The 18561-nt window shown below is 74.8% G+C and carries 18 protein-coding genes, 1 tRNA gene and 1 riboswitch; of the genes, 13 read left to right on the top strand and 6 right to left on the bottom strand.

What is annotated here, in order from left to right:
* Window positions 1-7: 7 nt before the first annotated feature.
* Window positions 8-904: a hypothetical protein gene (locus tag ACFFHC_RS01635; protein WP_379802590.1), complete on the bottom strand. Its 897-nt coding sequence runs from the start codon at window positions 902-904 to the stop codon at window positions 8-10.
* Window positions 905-1014: 110 nt separating this feature from the next.
* On the opposite strand from ACFFHC_RS01635, the gene cysS reads away from it, so the two are divergent.
* Both cysS and rlmB read left to right on the top strand, forming a co-directional pair.
* Entirely contained in the window at window positions 1015-2472 is a 1458-nt protein-coding gene (gene cysS, locus ACFFHC_RS01630; RefSeq protein ID WP_141494875.1) for a cysteine--tRNA ligase, read from the top strand.
* 2 nt (window positions 2473-2474) lie between these two features.
* On the top strand, window positions 2475-3455 hold the full coding sequence (rlmB, locus tag ACFFHC_RS01625; protein ID WP_070706264.1) for a 23S rRNA (guanosine(2251)-2'-O)-methyltransferase RlmB: 981 nt from the start codon (window positions 2475-2477) through the stop codon (window positions 3453-3455).
* Between the two features lie 22 nt (window positions 3456-3477).
* On the opposite strand, the gene otsB is transcribed toward rlmB, so the two are convergent.
* The gene (otsB, locus tag ACFFHC_RS01620) at window positions 3478-4323 is read right to left on the bottom strand and encodes a trehalose-phosphatase (RefSeq protein ID WP_202816766.1); all 846 of its coding nucleotides are present in this window, start codon (window positions 4321-4323) and stop codon (window positions 3478-3480) included.
* A complete protein-coding gene (locus tag ACFFHC_RS01615; RefSeq protein WP_070706263.1) occupies window positions 4320-5807 on the bottom strand; it encodes an alpha,alpha-trehalose-phosphate synthase (UDP-forming) in 1488 nt (495 codons plus the stop codon). The genes otsB and ACFFHC_RS01615 overlap by 4 nt, the downstream gene beginning before the upstream one ends.
* Before the next feature lie 130 nt (window positions 5808-5937).
* Between ACFFHC_RS01615 and ACFFHC_RS01610 the strand changes: the two genes are divergently transcribed.
* The 4 genes from ACFFHC_RS01610 (at window position 5938) to ACFFHC_RS01595 (ending at window position 10470) form a co-directional block, all read left to right on the top strand.
* Window positions 5938-7815 (top strand): serine/threonine-protein kinase, encoded by a 1878-nt coding sequence (locus ACFFHC_RS01610; protein WP_181443173.1) that lies wholly within the window; start codon window positions 5938-5940, stop codon window positions 7813-7815.
* 173 nt (window positions 7816-7988) lie between these two features.
* A riboswitch (cyclic di-AMP (ydaO/yuaA leader) is annotated at window positions 7989-8142 on the top strand.
* A 6-nt stretch (window positions 8143-8148) separates the two neighbouring features.
* Window positions 8149-9090 carry a transglycosylase family protein gene (locus tag ACFFHC_RS01605; RefSeq protein ID WP_141494877.1) on the top strand — a complete coding sequence of 314 codons (942 nt, stop codon included), beginning with the start codon at window positions 8149-8151 and terminating at the stop codon, window positions 9088-9090.
* 395 nt (window positions 9091-9485) lie between these two features.
* Window positions 9486-10283 carry a transglycosylase family protein gene (locus ACFFHC_RS01600; RefSeq protein ID WP_379802589.1) on the top strand — a complete coding sequence of 266 codons (798 nt, stop codon included), beginning with the start codon at window positions 9486-9488 and terminating at the stop codon, window positions 10281-10283.
* A 111-nt stretch (window positions 10284-10394) separates the two neighbouring features.
* Window positions 10395-10470, top strand: a tRNA-Thr gene (locus ACFFHC_RS01595).
* Window positions 10471-10531: 61 nt separating this feature from the next.
* Here ACFFHC_RS01595 and ACFFHC_RS01590 read toward each other — a convergent pair.
* Window positions 10532-11575: an LLM class flavin-dependent oxidoreductase gene (locus tag ACFFHC_RS01590; RefSeq protein WP_070706074.1), complete on the bottom strand. Its 1044-nt coding sequence runs from the start codon at window positions 11573-11575 to the stop codon at window positions 10532-10534.
* Window positions 11572-12219: an SDR family oxidoreductase gene (locus tag ACFFHC_RS01585; protein ID WP_070706076.1), complete on the bottom strand. Its 648-nt coding sequence runs from the start codon at window positions 12217-12219 to the stop codon at window positions 11572-11574. The genes ACFFHC_RS01590 and ACFFHC_RS01585 overlap by 4 nt, the downstream gene beginning before the upstream one ends.
* A 46-nt stretch (window positions 12220-12265) precedes the next feature.
* Between ACFFHC_RS01585 and ACFFHC_RS01580 the strand changes: the two genes are divergently transcribed.
* The 6 genes from ACFFHC_RS01580 to ACFFHC_RS01555 all read left to right on the top strand — a co-directional run bounded on the left by ACFFHC_RS01580 (window position 12266) and on the right by ACFFHC_RS01555 (window position 16827).
* The gene (locus tag ACFFHC_RS01580) at window positions 12266-12916 is read left to right on the top strand and encodes an MBL fold metallo-hydrolase (protein WP_141494958.1); all 651 of its coding nucleotides are present in this window, start codon (window positions 12266-12268) and stop codon (window positions 12914-12916) included.
* A gap of 131 nt (window positions 12917-13047) precedes the next feature.
* Window positions 13048-13866, top strand: coding sequence for a VOC family protein (locus ACFFHC_RS01575; protein WP_181443192.1), 819 nt, complete (start codon window positions 13048-13050; stop codon window positions 13864-13866).
* Window positions 13863-14216: a thioredoxin domain-containing protein gene (locus tag ACFFHC_RS01570; protein WP_181443193.1), complete on the top strand. Its 354-nt coding sequence runs from the start codon at window positions 13863-13865 to the stop codon at window positions 14214-14216. The genes ACFFHC_RS01575 and ACFFHC_RS01570 overlap by 4 nt, the downstream gene beginning before the upstream one ends.
* Window positions 14217-14219: 3 nt before the next feature.
* Window positions 14220-14732 (top strand): cation:proton antiporter regulatory subunit, encoded by a 513-nt coding sequence (locus tag ACFFHC_RS01565; RefSeq protein ID WP_141494959.1) that lies wholly within the window; start codon window positions 14220-14222, stop codon window positions 14730-14732.
* Between the two features lie 19 nt (window positions 14733-14751).
* On the top strand, window positions 14752-15654 hold the full coding sequence (locus tag ACFFHC_RS01560; RefSeq protein WP_379802588.1) for a hypothetical protein: 903 nt from the start codon (window positions 14752-14754) through the stop codon (window positions 15652-15654).
* Window positions 15655-15849: 195 nt separating this feature from the next.
* On the top strand, window positions 15850-16827 hold the full coding sequence (locus ACFFHC_RS01555; RefSeq protein WP_379802587.1) for a type IV toxin-antitoxin system AbiEi family antitoxin domain-containing protein: 978 nt from the start codon (window positions 15850-15852) through the stop codon (window positions 16825-16827).
* A gap of 102 nt (window positions 16828-16929) precedes the next feature.
* On the opposite strand, the gene ACFFHC_RS01550 is transcribed toward ACFFHC_RS01555, so the two are convergent.
* Window positions 16930-17226, bottom strand: a complete 297-nt coding sequence (locus tag ACFFHC_RS01550) for an ArsR/SmtB family transcription factor (protein WP_070705466.1) — start codon at window positions 17224-17226, stop codon at window positions 16930-16932.
* An 83-nt stretch (window positions 17227-17309) separates the two neighbouring features.
* Here ACFFHC_RS01550 and ACFFHC_RS01545 point away from each other — a divergent pair, with 83 nt between their 5' ends.
* Window positions 17310-18557, top strand: a complete 1248-nt coding sequence (locus tag ACFFHC_RS01545; protein WP_141495024.1) for an MFS transporter — start codon at window positions 17310-17312, stop codon at window positions 18555-18557.
* Window positions 18558-18561 lie beyond the last annotated feature (4 nt).

Here is an 18561-nt window from a genome sequence, read left to right as displayed (position 1 = left end):
TGCGGGGTCAGGCCGCGAACTGCGACCCGATGCGGGTGACGGTCCTCCCGTCGGGGGCCACGTCGATCCCGGCGACGCCGCAGGGCAGCACCTCGTCCACGGTCGGCAGCGCCAACCGGGTGTCGCTGTGCTCGGCGTCCCAGGTCTCGAGGAGGCCGAGCAGGTCCCCCTCGTCGGTGAGGCTCGCGGCGCACACCTGCAGGGCGAGGTCACCCGGGACCTCCAGGAGCGCCATCCCGGTGGGGTAGCTGTCCGTGACCTTCGGGACGACGGTCAGGAATCCGGTGGCCCCGGGCGAGACGGTGAGGGTCTGCCGCTTGCCGGCCACCGGGTCGCAGGAGTCCGTGCAGTCGTCGGGGAAGGTGCGCTCCCGCACGGTGATGGTGCGCCCCTGCACCTTCTCGAGGTACACGCTGCGCTCGCCCTGGTTGTGACGGTCGAGTTCCTCGAGGCTGGGAACGGGGGTCACCGAGATGGTGCTGCTGGGGTCGAGCGTGGGGCGCGGGTCGGTCGGCGAGGTGGGCGGGCTGGTCGGGGCGGTGGGGCTCGGCACGTCCGTGGGCGCCGGCGAGGACGGCTCGTCGCTGGGCGAGGGGGCCGTCGGCTCGGTCGTGGGGCTCGGGTCGGGGCCGGGCTCCGTGGTGGGGCTGGGGTGCTTGGGGGTCGTGGTGGTGGCCGACGGCCCCGTCGGGTCGGGTGTGGACTCGCTCGGGCTGGGCGCGTCCGTGGACTCGGACGGGCTCGGGGAGGCGTCGCTCGAGCTGGGGGACTCCTCCGGGGAGTTGGCGCTCTCCTCCGGGGCACTGGAGCTCGTGCTGGGGTCCGGGGCCGGGTCGTCCTGGCTGCACGCGGCCAGGCTCATCGCGAGCACGAGGCCCAGGGTCGCACTGGTGGTTCGTCGCATGGTGGTCTCCCCCCTCGTCAGGCACCGCCGGTGGCGGTCGGGGCCGGGTGCCCCGTTCCGGGCAGTCTGGCCAGAGGGGGCCCGGCGGCAACCCCCGTAGACTCTGCGCCGTGACTCTCAGACTGCACGACTCGGCCACCCGCGAGGTCCGCGACTTCGTCCCGCGAGTTCCCGGACGGGCCAGCATCTACATCTGTGGGCTCACCACCCAGACCAGCCCGCACATCGGCCACCTGCGCTTCGCCGTCGCCTTCGACGTGCTGCGCCGGTGGATGGAGCGTGGCCACGGCCTGGAGGTCACGCTGGTGCGCAACGTGACTGACATCGACGACAAGATCCTGGCCAAGTCCGCCGAGAACGGCGTGCCGTGGAACGAGTGGAGCCAGCGCTACGAGCGCGAGACCACCGCGGCGCTGGAGACCATCGGGGTGCGCCCGCCCTCCTACGAGCCCCGCGCCACCGGCCACGTGCCGGACATGATCGAGCTCATGGAGCGCCTCATCGAGCGGGGCCACGCCTACCCGGCGGCCGACGGCTCCGGCGACGTGTACTTCGACGTGCGCTCCTGGGCCGACTACGGCGAGCTGACCCGCCAGCGGATCGACGACATGGCGCCGGCCACCGACGCCGACCCGCGCGGCAAGCGGGACCCCCGCGACTTCGCGCTGTGGAAGGGCGCCAAGGCCGACGAGCCGCACACCGCCACCTGGCCCACCCCGTGGGGGCGCGGCCGCCCGGGCTGGCACCTGGAGTGCTCGGCCATGTCCTGGCGCTGGCTGGGCGAGGAGTTCGACATCCACGGGGGCGGCAACGACCTGCGCTTCCCGCACCACGAGAACGAGCAGGCGCAGTCGCGTGCGGCAGGCTTCGGTTTCGCCAACTTCTGGCTGCACAACGGCATGCTCACCACCGGCGGCGAGAAGATGAGCAAGTCGCTCGGCAACACCCTCACCGTGGCCGAGCTGACCAAGACCTACCGCCCGCTGGCCGTGCGCTGGCTGCTGGCCACAGTGCACTACCGCTCTGCGCTGGAGTACACCGAGGGCTCGCTGGCCGAGGCCACCGCCCAGGTGGAGCGGGTGGAGAACTTCCTCACCCGTGCGCTCGGCGTGGCCGGGCTCGCGGCGGGGGACGCGCGCGAGCAGGCGCTCACCGCCGAGCTGCCGGCGGAGTTCGCGGCCGCCCTGGACGACGACGTGAACGTCTCGGCCGCCCTGGCCGTGGTGTTCGAGCAGGTGCGCCGGGGCAACAGCGCCCTGGCCGGCACCCCGGACCCGGCAGCGGCCGGGCAGGCCGCGGTCACCGTGGCCGCGATGCTGGAGGTGCTGGGTCTTGACCCGCTCGACCCGCAGTGGGCCGTCGGTGCCGCCGGCGGGGGCGACGACGCCGCGCGCCGCGCCCTGGAGGGCCTGGTGGCCGAGCGCCTGGAGGCCCGTGCGGCCGCCCGTGCCGCCAAGGACTTCGCCGCGGCCGACGCGGTCCGCGACCAGCTGGCCGCCCTCGGCATCGTGGTGGAGGACGGCCCGCAGGGTGCCACCTGGGACCTGACGACCACCAAGGAGGCCTGACCGTGCGAGGCAACTCGTCGCGCCGTGGAGCGGTGCGCAAGGACAACAAGAAGGGCATGCAGGTCGGGTCCGGCGGGCACCGCCGCAAGGGCCTGCGGGGCAAGGGCCCCACGCCCAGGGCCGAGGACCGCGAGTACCACCCGGCGGCCAAGCGCGCCCGGCGGCTGGCCAAGGCCGCCGGCCCGCAGCGTCCGAGCCGCAGCAAGGCCCGTAGCGGCAAGGACTCCACGGAGCTGGTGATCGGCCGCAACGCGGTGCTCGAGGCGCTGCGCACCGCGGTGCCGGCCACGCACCTCTACGTGGCGTCCACCATCGACTCCGACGACCGCGTCAAGGAGGCGCTGCGCCTGGCCTCCGAGCGGGGCCTGCCGATGCTGGAGGCCGGCCGCCCGGAGCTGGACCGCCTCTCCGACGGCGAGGTGCACCAGGGCCTGGTGCTGCAGGTGCCGCCGTACGAGTACCCGGACCTGGAGGACCTGCTCGACCGGACCGCGGACGTCACGCCGCTGTTCGTGGCCCTGGACGGCATCACCGACCCGCGCAACCTGGGCGCCATCATCCGCTCGGCGGCGGCCTTCGGGGCGCACGGGGTGATCGTGCCCGAGCGTCGCTCGGCCGGCGTCACCGCCGCGGCCTGGCGCACCTCGGCCGGCGCGGCCGCGCGCCTTCCCGTGGCCCGCGTGACCAATCTCAACCGCGCGCTGCAGGACCTGCGCTCGCAGGGCGTGTTCGTGGTGGGCCTGGACGCCGACGGTGACGTGGACCTCCCCGGCCTGCCGCTGGCCCCGGACCCGCTGGTGGTCGTGGTGGGCTCGGAGGGCAAGGGGCTCTCCCGCCTCACCCGTGAGCTGTGCGACCAGGTCGTCAACATCCCGATGTCGGGGCTCACTGAGTCGCTCAACGCCGGCACCGCCGCCGCGGTCACCCTGTACGAGATCTCCCGCGAGCGCGCGCGGATCGCCGCGGAGGGCGCCGAGGGCTGACGGCCCGCGCCGCCCGGCCTGCTCAGACCGGGCGCGCCGCCTCGGTGGCCTCGCGCGCGTCGGCCAGCTCGGTGAGCAGCTGCGCCACGTCCTCGATGCCGTCCACGCGCGAGGTGGCGGCGCTGGCCCCCTCGCCCACCTTGACGAGCACGGCCGCGGCCTCGCCGTCGAAGGCGCGGAAGACCGTCTCGTCGGTGACGTCGTCGCCGGCGAACCACAGGGTGTGGCCGGGGGTGCGGTCGCGGTGGCTGCGGCGGCGGAAGCGGTCCGCGCCCAGGGAGTCGATGAGGGTGCGCAGCGCGGCCCCCTTGGTGGTGCGCAGCACGCTGAGCTCCAGCACGTTCTTGCCCACCATGACCTGCACGCCGCACCGCTTGCCGAGCCGGCGTGCCGCGGCGCGGGCCTCCAGGGCCACCTCGGGGGAGGCCTGCCGGGTGTGCACCACCACGCCGGCGAACTTCTCCTCCAGGGTGGTGCCGGGCAGCTCGGCCACCAGGCCGCGCCCGCCGGTCACGAGCATCTCCCGCTGGGCGGCCTCGTCCTCGTCGAGGCCCGCCGGGGCGTCGTGGCCCACCTGCCACCGCTGGCCACCGTGGGAGCCGAGCAGCGAGACCCCCTCGGCCGGCCCGAGCCCGCTGAGCTGCTGCAGGGTGGCCACGTCGCGGCCGCTGACGAGCACCACCTCGGTGCCGGGCAGGGCGGCCAGCCGGCGCAGGGCGGCGACGGCACCGGGGTGCGGCCGGACCGCCATCGGGTCGTCGTGGAAGGGGGCCAGGGTGCCGTCGAAGTCGGTGGCCACCACCAGCCACGGGGAGCGGCCCAGGTGGGACTGGTCCGGGGCGGGCTGGTCGGTGCGGCCGGTGGTCACTCGGTCTCCTCGGCGTCGGCGATCACGGCGGGCTCGGGCTCGCCGGCCGGCGGCAGGTCGGGGGCGTGCTCCAGGGCCAGCAGGAAGTCGCGGCTCCAGGTGTGCACGTCCTTGTCCAGAACCACCTCGCGCAGGGCGGCCATGCGGCGCCGCTTCTCGTCCTCGTCGTCGGTGATGGCGCGCAGCAGGGTCTGCTTGAGGCCCTCGACGTCGTGCGGGTTGCACAGGTAGGCCTCGCCCAGCTCCTCGGCCGCCCCGGTGAACTCGCTGAGCACCAGGGCGCCCCCGCCGTCCACCTGGCAGGCCACGTACTCCTTGGCCACGAGGTTCATGCCGTCGCGCAGCGGGGTCACGAGCATCACGTCGGCGGCCAGGAAGAGCGCGGCCATGTCCTGGCGGGGGTGCGAGCGGTGGATGTAGTGGATGGCGGTGGTGCCCAGGGGGGAGAAGTCCCCGTTGAGGTGCCCCACGGTGCCCTCCACCTGCTCGCGGAGGTTGCGGTAGGCCTCCACCCGCTCCCGGCTGGGGGTGGCGATCTGCACGAAGGTGGTCTCCGGCGGGGCCACGCTCCCCTCGGCCAGCAGCTCGCCGAAGGCCTTGAGGCGGTGGCGGATGCCCTTGGTGTAGTCGAGGCGGTCGATGCCGAGGACGAGGGTCCGCGGGTTGCCGAGCGAGGCGCGCAGCTCGGCCGCGCGCTCCCGGACGGCCTCGGTGCGGGCCATCCGGTCGAGCTGCTGGGAGTCCACGCTGATGGGCACGGCGGCGGTGCGGACCTGGCGGCCGTCCTCCTCGGCGAGCGTGAGCACCTCGCCCTCCAGGGTCACCCCGGCCAGCCGCGCCGCGGACCGTCGGAAGTTCGCGGCGTCGTCCGCGCGCTGGAAGCCCAGGAAGTCGGCGCCGAGCAGCCCGCGCAGGATGTGCCGACGCCACGGCAGCTGGGCGAACAGCTCCACCGGGGGGAAGGGGATGTGGTTGAACCAGCCGATGCGCAGGTCCGGGCGCAGGTCCCGCAGCAGCTGGGGGACGAGCTGCAACTGGTAGTCCTGCACCCACACCGTGGCGCCGGGAGCGGCCACCTCCGCGGCCGCGCGGGCGAAGCGTTCGTTGACCGTGCGGTAGCTCCTCCACCACTCGCGGTGGAAGGTGGCCGAGACGATGACGTCGTGGTAGATCGGCCAGATGGTGTCGTTGCAGAAGCCCTCGTAGTAGTCGCGGACCTCGTCGGCCGAGAGCGGCACCGGGTGCAGGTGGATGTCGTCGTCGTCGAACGGAGCCGGCGCGTCCCCGGCCTCCCCGGCCCATCCCACCCAGGCGCCGTCGGCCACGCGCATCACGGCCTCCATGGCGGTGACCAGCCCGCCGGGCGAGGTGCGCCACTGGGTGGTGCCGTCGGCGTCCACCACACGGTCCACGGGGAGGCGGTTGGCCACCACCACGAAGTCGAAGGTCTCCGGGCTTCCGGCCTGGCTCTCGGGTGCGTTCACGTCGTCCTCCCGCTGGGTCGGGACCGACCCTCGCGCTCACCTCACCACACGGTGGTGGGGCCCGCAAACGCCCGGACGCTCCGTCGCTGGTTGCACGGGCCGGCGGGGTCCCGGCGCCTACCCTCGGGGCATGGAGATCACGCAGGTGGGCCCGTACCGTCTGGAGGAGCGGCTGGGGCACGGCGGCATGGGTACGGTGCACCGGGCGACCGACGCCGCGGGCCGGTCCGTGGCGGTCAAGGTGCTCCACCCGCACATCGCCTTCGACACCGCGGCGCGCACCCGGCTGGAGCGTGAGGTCTCCACCCTGGCGCGGGTGCGCCACCCTCGCGTGGCCAGCTTCCTGGACGCCGACGTGGAGGCGCCCACCCCCTACATCGTCACCGAGTTCGTGGACGGCCTGCCGCTGGATGAGCACGTGGCCACCCACGGGCCGCTCGACGACGGCGCCCTGCGGCGCTTCACCGCGGGGGTGCACGAGGCGCTGCGGGCCATCCACGAGGTGGGTGTGGTGCACCGGGACCTCAAGCCGGGCAACGTGATGGTGGACCGCGCCGGCGAGCCCGTCATCATCGACTTCGGCATCGCCCACATCGGGGACGAGAGCCGCCTGACCGCCACCGGGCTGGTCATGGGCACCCCGGGCTACCTGGCGCCGGAGCTGGTCGAGGGCGGGCACCCGACGGTGGCCACGGACTGGTGGGGGCTCGGTGCGGTGCTGGCCTTCGCCTCGATGGGGCGCAACCCCTACGGCGGGGGACCGAACGAGGCGATCCTGGCCCGCATCCGCCGCGGCGAGCACGACCTGCGCTCGATGGACGGGGCCTGGCGGCCGCTGGCCGAGGCCTGCCTGGCGGTGGACCCGTCCGCGCGCCCCACGGCCGCCGAGGTGCGGGAGGTGGTCGAGAACGGTGGGGGTGCACTGCCGGTGCGTCGGGAGACGCAGCCGCTGGGGGTCCAGGCCGGGCCGCCCGGGGAGGACCCCGGAGCCACCCAGCCGGTCGGTCACGACCCCGCTGCCACCCGGGCGGTCCCGGGGGCGGGTGCGTGGGCGAGTCCCGCGCACGCGCCGGCGGACGCGACCCGCCCGGTCGAGCGCACCCCCACCCGGGAGATCCCGCGCTCGGCGGTCTCGCGGCGTGACGAGAGCGTGCTGCAGCCCCCGCCGCAGCACCGTGCCCAGCCGGCCGGCACCCTGCGCGAGCCCGAGCCGCGGGCGTGGGCACCGCCGGGGCCGGCGCAGCAGACGGGCCAGCCGTTCAGCACCCTGCGCGAGCCCGAACCGCGCCCCTGGCCGCAGGCCGAGCAGCCGGTCTGGCCGGACGCCCGGCCCGTCCAGCCCGCCCCGCAGGCGGGCCACGGAGCGAGCGTGCTGCCGCAGGGGGCACCCGGCCCGGCGCGCCTGCACCCCTACGACCCGCGGGGACGCCAGCGCCGGCTCCCGTGGGTGGTGCTGACCGGCGCCCTCCTGGTCATCGCCCTCGCGATGCTCTGGCCGGTCGTGGCCACGGCCGTGGTGGCAGCGTGGGTGCTGGTGGCCCGGTGGGTGGACCACAGCGCGATGGGTCACCTGCGCCGGCTCATGGCCCGCGGGCGCCGCCGCGGTGACGCGTGGCGCATCACGGCGGCCGCTCCCTGGCACCTGGTGACGGCCGTGCTGCGCTCGGCCGCGTCCCTCATCGCGCCGGCGGTCCTGGGGGCCGCGGTCGTGGTGCTGGTCAACCTCTTCCTGGGGCACGACGCGCTCACCTCGTTCCGGACCCCCTCCGCGGTGGGTCTGGACAACGCACTCGCCTGGGGCAGTGGTGCCTTCGTGGCGGTGCTGGCGCTCTGGTGGGGCATCGACAGCGCCTCTTTGCGGCGGGGCACGCACCTGACGCTGGCGGCCCCGCTGCGGTCCGGTCCCGCGGCGGCGGTGGGGGCACTCGTGCTCGTGGTGGCCGGGGCCGTGGTGGCCCTGTGGGGGCTCTCACAGGGGTGGCCCACATCGTTGGTGCCCCTAGGCTGAACAGGCCCTCGAGGCGGGGAGCGACACGCGTCTGAGTTTGACCTCGGGCGGCTCATCGCTATCGTTGCTGCCCGTGCACGGCCCGAAGAGCCGTCACCGCACAACTGAAAACCCTTGATTTCAGTCACTTGTGACGCGCGTCCGCCGCCCAATCCCGCCACGGACGCGCTGTGCCCGGGAGAGTCCCGGGGTCTTGGCGGGTGTGGGGGACCCACAGGAAGTACGCGGGGTCATCTCCCCGCTCGGGGTGAAGCCTCCTCCGGAGGCCGGGACACCTGACGTTCCGAACCCGACAGCTCACTCCACCGGCGGATGCAGTCAGGAAGGATCCCCATGTCCCGTTTCCCCCTCTCGTCCCACCGTGCCCTCGGCGCCGCTGGTGTGTCCGGTGCCTTCATCGTGACCGGCCTGGCCGCTGCCGCGCCCGCCAACGCCTCCTCCTACGACCCCTCCGTGTGGGACCGCGTGGCGCAGTGCGAGTCCGGTGGCAACTGGTCCATCAACACCGGCAACGGCTTCTACGGTGGCGTGCAGTTCACCCAGCAGGCCTGGGAGGGCGTCGGCGGCACCCAGTGGGCCCCGCGCGCCGACCTCGCCTCCAAGTCCGAGCAGATCGCCGCCGCCCGCCGTGCCCTGGCCTACGCCGGCCCCAAGGCCTGGCCGATGTGCTCCATCGAGGCCGGTCTGACCTCCGCCAACGGTGGCGCCGACAGCAACGCCATGCCCGACGGTGGCTCGACCCCGGCCCCCAAGCCGGAGCCCCAGCCCAAGCCGGAGCCGGCCCCCAAGCCGGAGCCCAAGCCGGAGCCCAAGCCGGAGCCGGCCCCCAAGCCGGAGCCCAAGCCGGAGCCCGCCCCCACGCCGCAGCCCGAGCCGGCCCCGACGCCGTTCGTGGACGAGGACGACACCACCGGCGAGACCGTGACCTGGACCATCGACCGCGGCGTGAACCTGCGCCCGGAGGCCGGCATGGACAACACGCCGAAGGGCATCCTCGAGGCCGGCACCCAGCTCGAGGGCGTGAAGCTCGAGAGCGGCTGGGTGAAGACCGACCGCGGCTACTTCTGGCACACCTTCGGCTCCGAGACCACCTCCGAGGCCGGTACCTGGACCATCACCCACGGGGTGAACGTCCGCCCGGAGGCCGGCATGGACAACACCCCGCTGGGCGTGTACCTGACCGGTGCCACCGTCAAGGGCGTGAAGCTCGACAACGGTTGGGTCAAGACCGACCGCGGCTACTTCTGGCACACCTTCGGTGAGCTGACCAAGTGAGCCACCCGGCCCACCCGCTGCGGTGAGCCACCCGCCGGCGCCGAGCCGGCCCCGAGGCCCCCGGACCACCCACAGGTGGACGGGGGCCTCGCACATGTCCACCCAGGGCTTGACGCGGGCGCGTCCGTCGCTACTCTGTGAATCGCGCCCGCACCTCCAGTACGGGAGCGACTCCTCATCACGCACATCCCCTTGCGCGCACCCGCCGCCCACGTTCGCCACGGGTGCGCCCTGCCGGATTCCCGGGCGCTGGCGAACACGGGGCACCCATCTCCGTCGGCCACCGCACCGGGTGGCCGACTCGGGGTGAAGCCTCCCGAGCGAGGCCGGGCTCCTGACGCCCGAACCCGACAGGTCACCCCGGCGGCGGACCGGTCAGGAAAGGACCTCCCCTCATGTCCCCCCAGAACTCCTCGGCCCAGCGCGGCCTGACCGTAGCCGGCCTCACCGGCGCGGTCGTGGCCTCCGGCTTCTCCGCCCCCGCCCACGCCGCCTACGACCCGACAGTGTGGGACCGCGTGGCTCAGTGCGAGTCCGGTGGCAACTGGTCGATCAACACCGGCAACGGCTACTACGGTGGCCTGCAGTTCCACCCCGTGGCCTGGAAGGGCGTCGGGGCCACGGTGTGGGCGCCGCGCGCCGACCTCGCCTCCAAGGCCGAGCAGATCGCCGCGGCCCGTCGCGCTCTGGCCTACGCGGGTCCCGGTGCGTGGCCGGTGTGCAGCAAGAAGGCCGGCCTGACCCGTGACAACGGTGGCGCCGACAAGAACGCGATGCCGGGCACGCCGCCGACCCCGCCCACCCCGCCGACCCCGCCCACCACCCCCACCCAGGACTGGACCATCACCGACCGGGTGAACTACCGCACCGGCCCGGGCACCTCCTACCAGGCCGTGGGCAAGCTGTACCCGGGCACCAAGGTCACCGGCACCAAGCTGGCCTCCGGCTGGGTGAAGACCACCGAGGGCAAGTACTTCTGGCACTCCTTCGGTACCCCCGATGTGGCGGACACCCCCGGTGCCACCACCTTCCGCATCACCCAGGGCGTCAACGTGCGCGCGGGCGCCGGCCTGTCCCACGCCATCCTGGGCCAGTACCGCGCCGGCACCACGGTGAAGGGCACCAAGCTGGCCTCCGGCTGGGTGAGGACCGACCGCGGCTACTTCTGGTCGTCCTACGGCGTCGCCGTCTGATGCCGTGACGGCCGCCCCGGCGGCCGATCGCCGAGGCCTCCCCCGTGCACCGGGGGAGGCCTCGGCCGTGTGGGGAGCGGCGGACGTGCGGCCTACACTGTGCCGCCACAGGCCCCTGTAGCTCAGTTGGTAGAGCAGCTGCCTTGTAAACAGCAGGTCGCGGGTTCGACTCCTGTCGGGGGCTCCACCTGACGCCACGGCCCGGTCCCCACGCAGGGGGCCGGGCCGTGGTGCGTCCGTGCCGCGGGTCAGGCGCCCTCGAGCCCCCACGCCTCGGCGAGGAGCTCCGCCGAGCGGACCCGCAGGGCGGGGTCGTGCGTGTAGGTGGTGGTGATGACTTCGTCCAGGTCGTGGCGCTCCACGAACTCCTCGAGCTGCCCGACCACCGTGGCGGGGTCGCCCACCATGCGGATGCCGTGACCGTCGGCCAGCCGCAGGAGCTCCTCGGGCACCACGCGGGTGACGTCCTCCACCGGCGGCTGCAGCGGCGCCGGACGTCCGGAGCGGATGCCGGCGGCCAGCTGCTGGGAGGTGGTGAACAGGTACCGGGCCTCCTCGGTGGTGGGGGCCACGAGGGCGTTGACCCCGGCCATGACATACGGCCGGTCCACCTGGGCGGTGGGGGCGTCGGCCTGGAACTGGCTGCGGTAGAGCGCGATCGCCTCCGACAGCTGGGTCGGGGCGAAGTGGCTCGCGAAGCTGAACGGCAGACCGAGGGCGGCGGCCACGGCCGCACCGCCGGTGGAGGAGCCCAGCATCCACAGCGGCACCCGGGTGCCGGCCCCGGGCACCGCGCGCACCTGACCCACGGCCGCGTCCGGCTCCTCGCCCAGCCAGCGCGCCAGCATCGCGACGTCCGAGGCGACGTCCTCGAGCCCGGCCGAGCGGCGGGCCAGGGCGGAGGCCGTCATCGGGTCGGTGCCCGGCGCGCGGCCCAGCCCCAGGTCGATGCGGCCGGGGAGGAGCGTGGCCAGGGTGCCGTAGTACTCGGCCACCATGAGCGGCGAGTGGTTGGGCAGCATCACCCCGCCGGAACCGAGGCGGATGCGCTGCGTGCCCGCCCCCAGGTGGGCGATGAGCAGGGCCGTGGCCGAGGACATGAAGGTGGTGGTGTTGTGGTGCTCGGCCACCCACAGGCGGTGGTAGCCCAGGGCGTCCAGCCGGGCGGCGTAGGAGCGCGAGGCCTCGATGGCATCGGCCGGGGTCATGCCCTCAGAGCGGGGCACGAGGTCGAGCACCGAGAGCGGCACGCGGCCACCGGGCGCGGTGCGTGGGGTGGCCGGGGTGCTCATGCGATCGCCTCGGCGATGGGGGTGTCACCGGTGTTCATCGTGAGGGTGCGGTGCAGGGAGGCCCGGGACCCCTCGCCCAGCACGTGCGCGATGGTGGCGGCCACGTCCGCCCGCGGGACCTGGGAAGGCTGCTGCGCACCCACCTCGATGCGGCCGGTGCCGGGCTCGTCGGTGAGGCGGCTGGGGGCGAGGATCGTCCAGGCCAGCGAGGTGCCGCGCAGGTGGGCGTCGGCCACGGCCTTGGCCTGGGCGTAGTGGAAGAAGCCCTCGTCGTAGGGCAGCGGGTGGTCCAGGGCCGAGCCGAAGAAGCTCACCATGACGTAGCGGGGCACGCCGGCGTCGCGGGCGGCCCGCATGGAGGCGATGGCGGCCCGCTGGTCCACGGCGTAGGTGCGGGCGAGGTCGCCGCCACCGGCCCCGGCGGACCAGACCACGGCGTCCCGGCCCCGCATCGCGCGGACGAGCTCGGTGTGCTGGGCGTGCTCCACGTCGAGGACCAGGGGCGTGGCGCCGGTGGCGCGCACGTCCGCCGCGTGGTCCGGGTTGCGGACCACGCTCGTGACCTCGTCGCCCCGCTCGGCCAGCAGGGCGGCCGCCTGGAGCGCGATCTTGCCGTGTCCGCCGATGATGAGGATGTCAGCCATGACTGCAGTCTCTCGCAGGCCGACCACGTCGCGTCACACTGGGGGCATGCGCATCGTCGACCTGCCCACCGTGACCGTCCACCGCACGAGCGTCTCCGAGATGGACAACCGCTGCTACGTCCTCACCTCCCGGGCCACCGGGGCGCAGGTGCTCGTGGACGCCGCGGACGACGCCCCCGCCCTGCGCGGGCTGCTGGCCGAGGCCGCCGGTGACCGCGCGCCGGACCTGCGCGCCGTGGTGACCACGCACCGCCACTGGGACCACGTGCGGGCCCTGGCGGAGCTGGCCGGTGGGGACGGTGTGGTGGCCCACGGCGGCGTGGAGGACGCGGCCGCCATCGAGGAGGAGGCCGGCCTGCCCGCCGGCACGGTGCGCTCCTTGGCCCACGGCGAGGTGCTGGAGGTCGAGGACCTGGCGCTGGAGGTGGTGGCGCTGCGCGGCCACACCCCCGGGTCGGTGGCCCTGGTGCTGCGCGACGGCGACGAGGTGCACCTGTTCACCGGCGACTCGCTCTTCCCCGGGGGAGTGGGCAGGACGTGGTCGTCGCAGGACTTCGAGCAGTTGCTGGACGACGTGACCGAGCGGCTCTTCGGGCGCTTCGACGACGCGGCGCACGTGCACCCCGGGCACGGTGACCCCACCACGCTCGGGGCCGAGCGCCCACAGCTCGGTCAGTGGCGCGAGCGGGGCTGGTGACCGAGGGGCTTCGGCGGTGGGGGCAGGCACCCGGTACGCAGGTGATGAATATGTGGCGGAGAACCGCTGATTACCCGTGTGGGTCCCTGTGGGGACTGGAATCCGGCGCCCGGGGAAGGCACTCTTGGACCATGACGATTGTTGAACAGCCGTGGCCCACCGGTGTGCCCTGCTGGGTGGACTGCCAGGTGGACGACGTGCCGGCGGCCGTGGACTTCTACCGCGCGGTCTTCGGGTGGGAGATCGAGCAGGAGCGGCTCACCGGTGAGGGCCACGAGTTCCACATCGCCTGGCAGGACGGCCGACCGGTGGCCGGCATCGGCCCCAAGGCGACCGGTGACGTGGTGCCTCCCTCCGGCTGGCTCACCTACTTCTCGTGCACCGACGTGGACCGCGCCGTGGCAGCCACCACGCGACTGGGTGGGACCGTGTTCTACGACCCCGTGGACCTCGTGGACGCCTGCCGCCTGTGCTGCGCGGTGGACCCCAAGGGCACCGCGTTCGGCCTGTGGGAGGCGCGGCGGAGCCCCGGCTACCGCTCCATGGGCGGCGTGGGCACCGTGGTGCGGCACGAGCTCCACACCCGGCGCTTCCGCACGCAGCACGACTTCTACGCCGCGGTGCTCGACCTCGACTGGACCTCAGACGGGGGCGGCGACGAGTCCTACGTGAGCGGCACGGTGGGGGGCAGCGAGGTGGTGGGCGTGGTGCCCGAGGCCTTGATCCCGCCCTCGGTCCCCAGCCACTGGGCGGTCTGGTTCGGCGTGGAGGACCTGCCCGCCTGGCTCGAGCGCGCCACCGCCGCCGGGGCCGTCGTGGCGAGGCCGCCCCACGGCAGCCAGTCGCCGGCCCAGGCGCTCATGAGGGGACCGCAGGGCGAGGAATTCGGCGTCATCGAGGTGACCGGCGAGGAGGTCGTCACGCCGGCCGACCTCGCGCGCACTGCGTGACCCGGCCTGACCCGGTCCGCCGGCTGGGTCGGGTGGAGGACCTCGCAGGTCTCCTCGCCGTCCCGGGGCGGGCCGTGGTGGTCTGCTTCACCGGCTCGTGGTGCGGCAGTTGCTCGGTCTTCGAGCCGGTGTTCACGCAGGTGGCCGCCGAGCTGGGCGGGTCCGCCGCGGTCGACGGCACCGAGCGCGTGTTCGCCCTCGTGGACACCCAGGAGGTGCCGCTGCTGGCCACCGCGTGGTCCGTGCACACCGTGCCCACCGTCGTGGTGGTGCGCGACGGGGTGACCGTGCACCGCATCGACGGGCCGGTGCCCGCCCGCGAGCTGCGCCACCGCCTGCGGGACACTTGAGCCATGGCAGAGAGGGCACAGGTCAAGGAGTCGGTGCTGCCCGGGGTGGGGGTCCGCTACGAGCTGACCACCCGCGCCGGCCGGACGCTCGTGGTGGTGGTGCACCGGGACGGTGTGGCCGACCTGTGCGCCTTCTCCCGCGAGGACCCCGACCGGGCCCAGGACAGCCTGCACCTCACCCTCGAGGAGTCCGACGCGGTGGCCGACATGCTGGGCACCACCCGGGTGGCCAAGCACTTCACCGACCTCTCCGCCGAGGTGCCCGGGCTGGAGTCCGCCCGCCTCGTGGTGGAGCCCGGCAGCCGGTACGACGGTGCCACCCTGGGCGACACGCGGGCCCGCACCCTCACGGGGTGCTCCGTGGTGGCCCTGGTGCGCGGCGAGTCCGTGGTGACCGCACCCACCCCCGGGCAGGAGCTGCGGGGCGGGGACGTGCTCGTGGCCATCGGGGCGCAGTCCGGGCTGGTGGCGCTCTCGGAGGTGCTGGGGGCGGGGTCCTTCCGGCCCCGGCCGTGAGCGGGCGGGTGGACACCTGATGGACAGCGCCCACATCGCGCTGCCGCTGGGCGACCTTGGGGCCATGGCCAACCGTGAGACGCCCGCCATCCTGTCGGTGCTCGTGCTGGAGGACATCGCGATGGTGGAGATCACCTACGACGAGGACCTCGCCCTGGAGGGCCGTGCCGGCTACTACGACAAGGCCGGCGCGCTGCGCGACATGCTGCAGAGCCACCTGCTGCAGGTACTCGCCATCGTGGCCATGGAGCCGCCCGCCCGCATCGACGCCGACGAGCTGCGCGACCTCAAGGAGCACGTCGTCCGGGCCACGCACCTGTGGGGCGACGACCCCGCCCGCGCCTCCCGTCGGGCCCGGTACACCGCGGGGCGGGTCGGTGACCGGGAGGTGCCGGACTACACCGCCGAGGAGGGCGTGGACCCCGCACGCGACACCGAGACCCTGGCGCAGGTGGTGGTGGAGGTGCGGACCAACCGGTGGGCCGGCGTGCCCTTCGTGCTGCGCAGCGGCAAGGCCCTGGGGAGGAAGCGCAAGGAGGTGCGCATCACCTTCCGCGACGTGCGGCACGTGCCCGACGGGCTGCACGGGCAGCAGGGGCCCGACCAGCTGGTGGTGAGCCTCAAGCCGGGCCCGGTGGAGCTGCACCTGACGATGAACGCCACGGACCCCGCCCGCATCGAGCAGAAGGTGCTCACGACCACCGTGGGCGCCCCGGACCTGCTGCCCTACGGGGAGGTGCTCGCCGGCATCCTCGACGGGGACCCGCTGCTCACGGTGCGCGGGGACACGGCGGTGCGCTCGTGGGAGCTCATGGACCAGGTGCTCGGCGCGTGGGCGGTCGGCGACGTGCCGTTGGAGGAGTACGAGGCCGGGTCCGTGGGGCCGGGCGGCTGGGAGGTGGACCCGGCCGCGCTGCGCTGAGGGGGCGTCAGGCGGGGTGGCGCCGGTTGATCCGGGGTGGGTCCGGTTCGCCGGGGGTGGATGACGTCGTGGGCGGCGTCGACCCGGGACAACCGAACCCACCCCGGGCAGCTCGGGCGGCGGTGGGAGCCGCGGACCACGCCTGCTGTGGACGGTGCGGCGCGGCGGTGGGCCCCGCTCGGCCACGATGCCGCCATGACCGCCCCGCCCGGACCCCACTCGCCCGCCGCGCCGACCCCGCCGCCCCTGCCGGACTCGCTGGCCGCTCTCGTGGCGGTGCACCACGGCTGCGTGCGCTGGGACGAGCTGGCGGGGTGCGGCATCGGGGAGCAGGCGGCGGCCACGTTGGTGCGGCGCGGAGCCCTGGTGCGTGTGGCCCGCGGCGCCTACGTGGAGGGGCGGCGGTGGGCCGAGGCCCCGGCGCGGGAGCGGCACGCCCGCCTCGCGGTGGCCGTCGCCCGCACCTGGGGGCCGGACACGGCCGTCAGCCACGCGTCCGCGGCCGTCCTGCACGGGCTGCCCCTGCTGCGGCTTCCCTCGGTGGTGGAGGGCAGCCGGACCCGGGGAGGCCAGGGGCGGCGCCGCCGTGCGCACACGGTCTACCGGGGCTACCCGGGCGTCCACCCGGTGCGGTGCCGGGGCGTGCAGGTGGTGCCCGTGGCCGATGCCGCCGTCGGCGTGGCGGACCGCTACGGCCTCGAGGCGGGGGTGGTGGTGCTGGACGCCGCCCTGCACGCTGGGGCCACCACGCGGGAGGCGGTGCAGGAACTCGTGGACCGCTGCCGGGTTCAACCGGTGCACGCGCGGGCGGCGGCGGCGCTGGCGCTGGCGGACGGACGGTCGGAGTCGCCGGGGGAGACCCGGACGCGGCTGCTGCTGGGGCGGCTCGGCATCGAGGTGGAGCCGCAGGTCAACCTGGTGACCGCCGACGGGGAGTGGCTGGGACGGGTGGACCTGCGCGTCCGGGGTGAACGGGTGGTGGTCGAGTTCGACGGGATGGTGAAGTACCGCGACCACGGCCGGCTGGCGGTGGAGGACAAGCGGCGGGACCTGGCCATGCAGCGTGCCGGTCACGAGGTGGTGCGGCTGGTCTGGGCGGACCTCGACCGGCCGGAGGCAGTGCGGCAGATGGTGGCCGATGCGGTGGCGCGCTCGCGACGGCGGTGCGCGTGAGGTGGGCTACCGGGCCGGGGGCGGGTCCGGTTCGCCGGGGGTGGGTCCGTCCACGGCGTGACCGCCCCCGGGACACCCGGAGCGACCCCTGCTGAGGGGGCGTCAGTCGGGGGCGTCCAGGGCGTGGTCGGCGCCCATGACGTGCAGCAGGCGGTGGGCGGTCTCGTCGACGAGGCGGTAGCGCATGGACCGGCCGTCGCGGGTGGCCTCCACCCAGCCCTGGGTCCGCAGCGTGCGCAGCGCCTGCGAGGCGGTGGCGTGGCTGATGCCGGCGGCCTCGGCCAGCTCCGCCACGGTGGACCCCGGGTGGTGGTGCATGCGGTCCAGCAGCCGCAGCCGCGTCGGGTCGCCGAGCAGGTCGAAGCGCCGCGCCCACTGGGTGTGACGGTCCTCGGCCATGCCCCGAGGGTGCCACACCGCCCGGACGCTCACGGGCCCATCGCGCCCGGGGAGGGTGGGCGCCCGGTCGGTACCCTCGCGGCGTGTCCGACTCACCCCGCATCCCGCACGCACCCGCCGAGGGCCTGTTCACTCCCTCCTACCTGTGGATGCTGGTCGGCATCGTGGGTGCCTTCGTCAACTTCGCCCTGCTGCTGCCGGTGGTGCCGGCCTGGGCCGAGCACCTGGGCGCCTCCCCGGCCGGGGTGGGCGCCTCCACCACGGTGATGATGGGCGCCTGCGTGGCCGCCCAGCTGGCGATGCCGTGGCTGCTGGCACGGGTGGGCTACGTGCGCCCGTACGTGGCGGGCCTGGTGCTCATGGGCGCCCCCGCGCTCGCGCTGCCCTGGACCACCGAGCTGTGGGGGGTGCACCTGGTGCAGGCCCTGCGTGGGGTCGGCTTCGGGCTGCTCGTGGTGTCCGGGTCGGCGCTCTCGGCCTCCCTGGCCCCGCCGCGCCTGCGGGGCCGTGCGGTGGGCATGTACGGCGTGGCCCTGGCCGCCGCGCAGATCCCCGCCCTGCCCGCCGGCCTGCCGCTCGTGCACGGCGCCGGGTGGTCCACGGTGTTCTGGCTGGCCGGTGGGGCGGCGGTGCTCGTGGCGCCGCTGGCCGCCCGCATCCGCCAGCGGCAGGCCCCGCCGGAGGAGCTGGCCCCCGCCACCGCGGCCGCCGAGGGGTTGCCGGCGCGCCGCCCGTGGGCCACCCCGGCGGTGGTGCTCTTCGCCAGCTCGCTGGCCTTCGGCGCGGCGGGCACCTTCCTCGGCATCGGGCTGCAGGACGCCCGCGCGGTGTTCTGGGCGCTGCTGGTGGTCTCCGCCGGGCAGATGGTGGGGCGCGCCTGGGCGGGGGCGTTCAGCGACCGTCGAGGCGTGGGCCCGCTCCTGACCCCGATGACGGGCCTCTCGGCGCTCGGTGTGGCCCTCATGGCCGCGGCGATGACGGGCCCACGCGCCCTGCCCGGGTGGCTGCCCGCCGAGCTCTCCTCCGACCTGGTGGCCGTGCTGGGTGCGGCCTGCTTCGGGGTGGGCTTCGGCGCCCTGCAGAACGACACCTTCGTGCTCATGGTGGAACGCGCCGGTCCGGCGCGCTTGGGCTCGGCCTCCACCGTGTGGAACGTGGGCTACGACGCCGGCACGGGCCTGGGCTCGATGGTGGTGGGTGCCCTGGCCGTGGCGACTGGCCTGGCCGGCGGGTTCGGCCTGCTGGCCCTCGGGGCGCTGCTCACGGTGCCGCTGGCCCTCGGCGTGGCGGCCACCGAGGCGCGCCTGCGCCGGGCCCCGGCCGCGTCATGATGGC

The organism is Kytococcus schroeteri, assembly GCF_042433515.1.
Taxonomy (GTDB): domain Bacteria; phylum Actinomycetota; class Actinomycetes; order Actinomycetales; family Dermatophilaceae; genus Kytococcus; species Kytococcus schroeteri.
Note: the sequence above shows the minus strand (reverse complement) of the source record. Positions and strands in the feature narration are given on the sequence as shown.

What these genes read in the sequence shown, in the direction of transcription:
- ACFFHC_RS01605 (WP_141494877.1), top strand. Translation starts at nt 8,149, where the DNA reads ATGTCCCGTTTCCCCCTCTCGTCCCACCGTGCCCTCGGCGCCGCTGGT.
- ACFFHC_RS01580 (WP_141494958.1), top strand. Translation starts at nt 12,266, where the DNA reads ATGCGCATCGTCGACCTGCCCACCGTGACCGTCCACCGCACGAGCGTC.
- ACFFHC_RS01610 (WP_181443173.1), top strand. Translation starts at nt 5,938, where the DNA reads ATGGAGATCACGCAGGTGGGCCCGTACCGTCTGGAGGAGCGGCTGGGG.
- ACFFHC_RS01635 (WP_379802590.1), bottom strand. Translation starts at nt 904, where the DNA reads ATGCGACGAACCACCAGTGCGACCCTGGGCCTCGTGCTCGCGATGAGC.
- ACFFHC_RS01560 (WP_379802588.1), top strand. Translation starts at nt 14,752, where the DNA reads ATGGACAGCGCCCACATCGCGCTGCCGCTGGGCGACCTTGGGGCCATG.
- ACFFHC_RS01555 (WP_379802587.1), top strand. Translation starts at nt 15,850, where the DNA reads ATGACCGCCCCGCCCGGACCCCACTCGCCCGCCGCGCCGACCCCGCCG.
- ACFFHC_RS01550 (WP_070705466.1), bottom strand. Translation starts at nt 17,226, where the DNA reads ATGGCCGAGGACCGTCACACCCAGTGGGCGCGGCGCTTCGACCTGCTC.
- ACFFHC_RS01575 (WP_181443192.1), top strand. Translation starts at nt 13,048, where the DNA reads ATGACGATTGTTGAACAGCCGTGGCCCACCGGTGTGCCCTGCTGGGTG.
- ACFFHC_RS01565 (WP_141494959.1), top strand. Translation starts at nt 14,220, where the DNA reads ATGGCAGAGAGGGCACAGGTCAAGGAGTCGGTGCTGCCCGGGGTGGGG.
- ACFFHC_RS01585 (WP_070706076.1), bottom strand. Translation starts at nt 12,219, where the DNA reads ATGGCTGACATCCTCATCATCGGCGGACACGGCAAGATCGCGCTCCAG.
- ACFFHC_RS01590 (WP_070706074.1), bottom strand. Translation starts at nt 11,575, where the DNA reads ATGAGCACCCCGGCCACCCCACGCACCGCGCCCGGTGGCCGCGTGCCG.
- ACFFHC_RS01600 (WP_379802589.1), top strand. Translation starts at nt 9,486, where the DNA reads ATGTCCCCCCAGAACTCCTCGGCCCAGCGCGGCCTGACCGTAGCCGGC.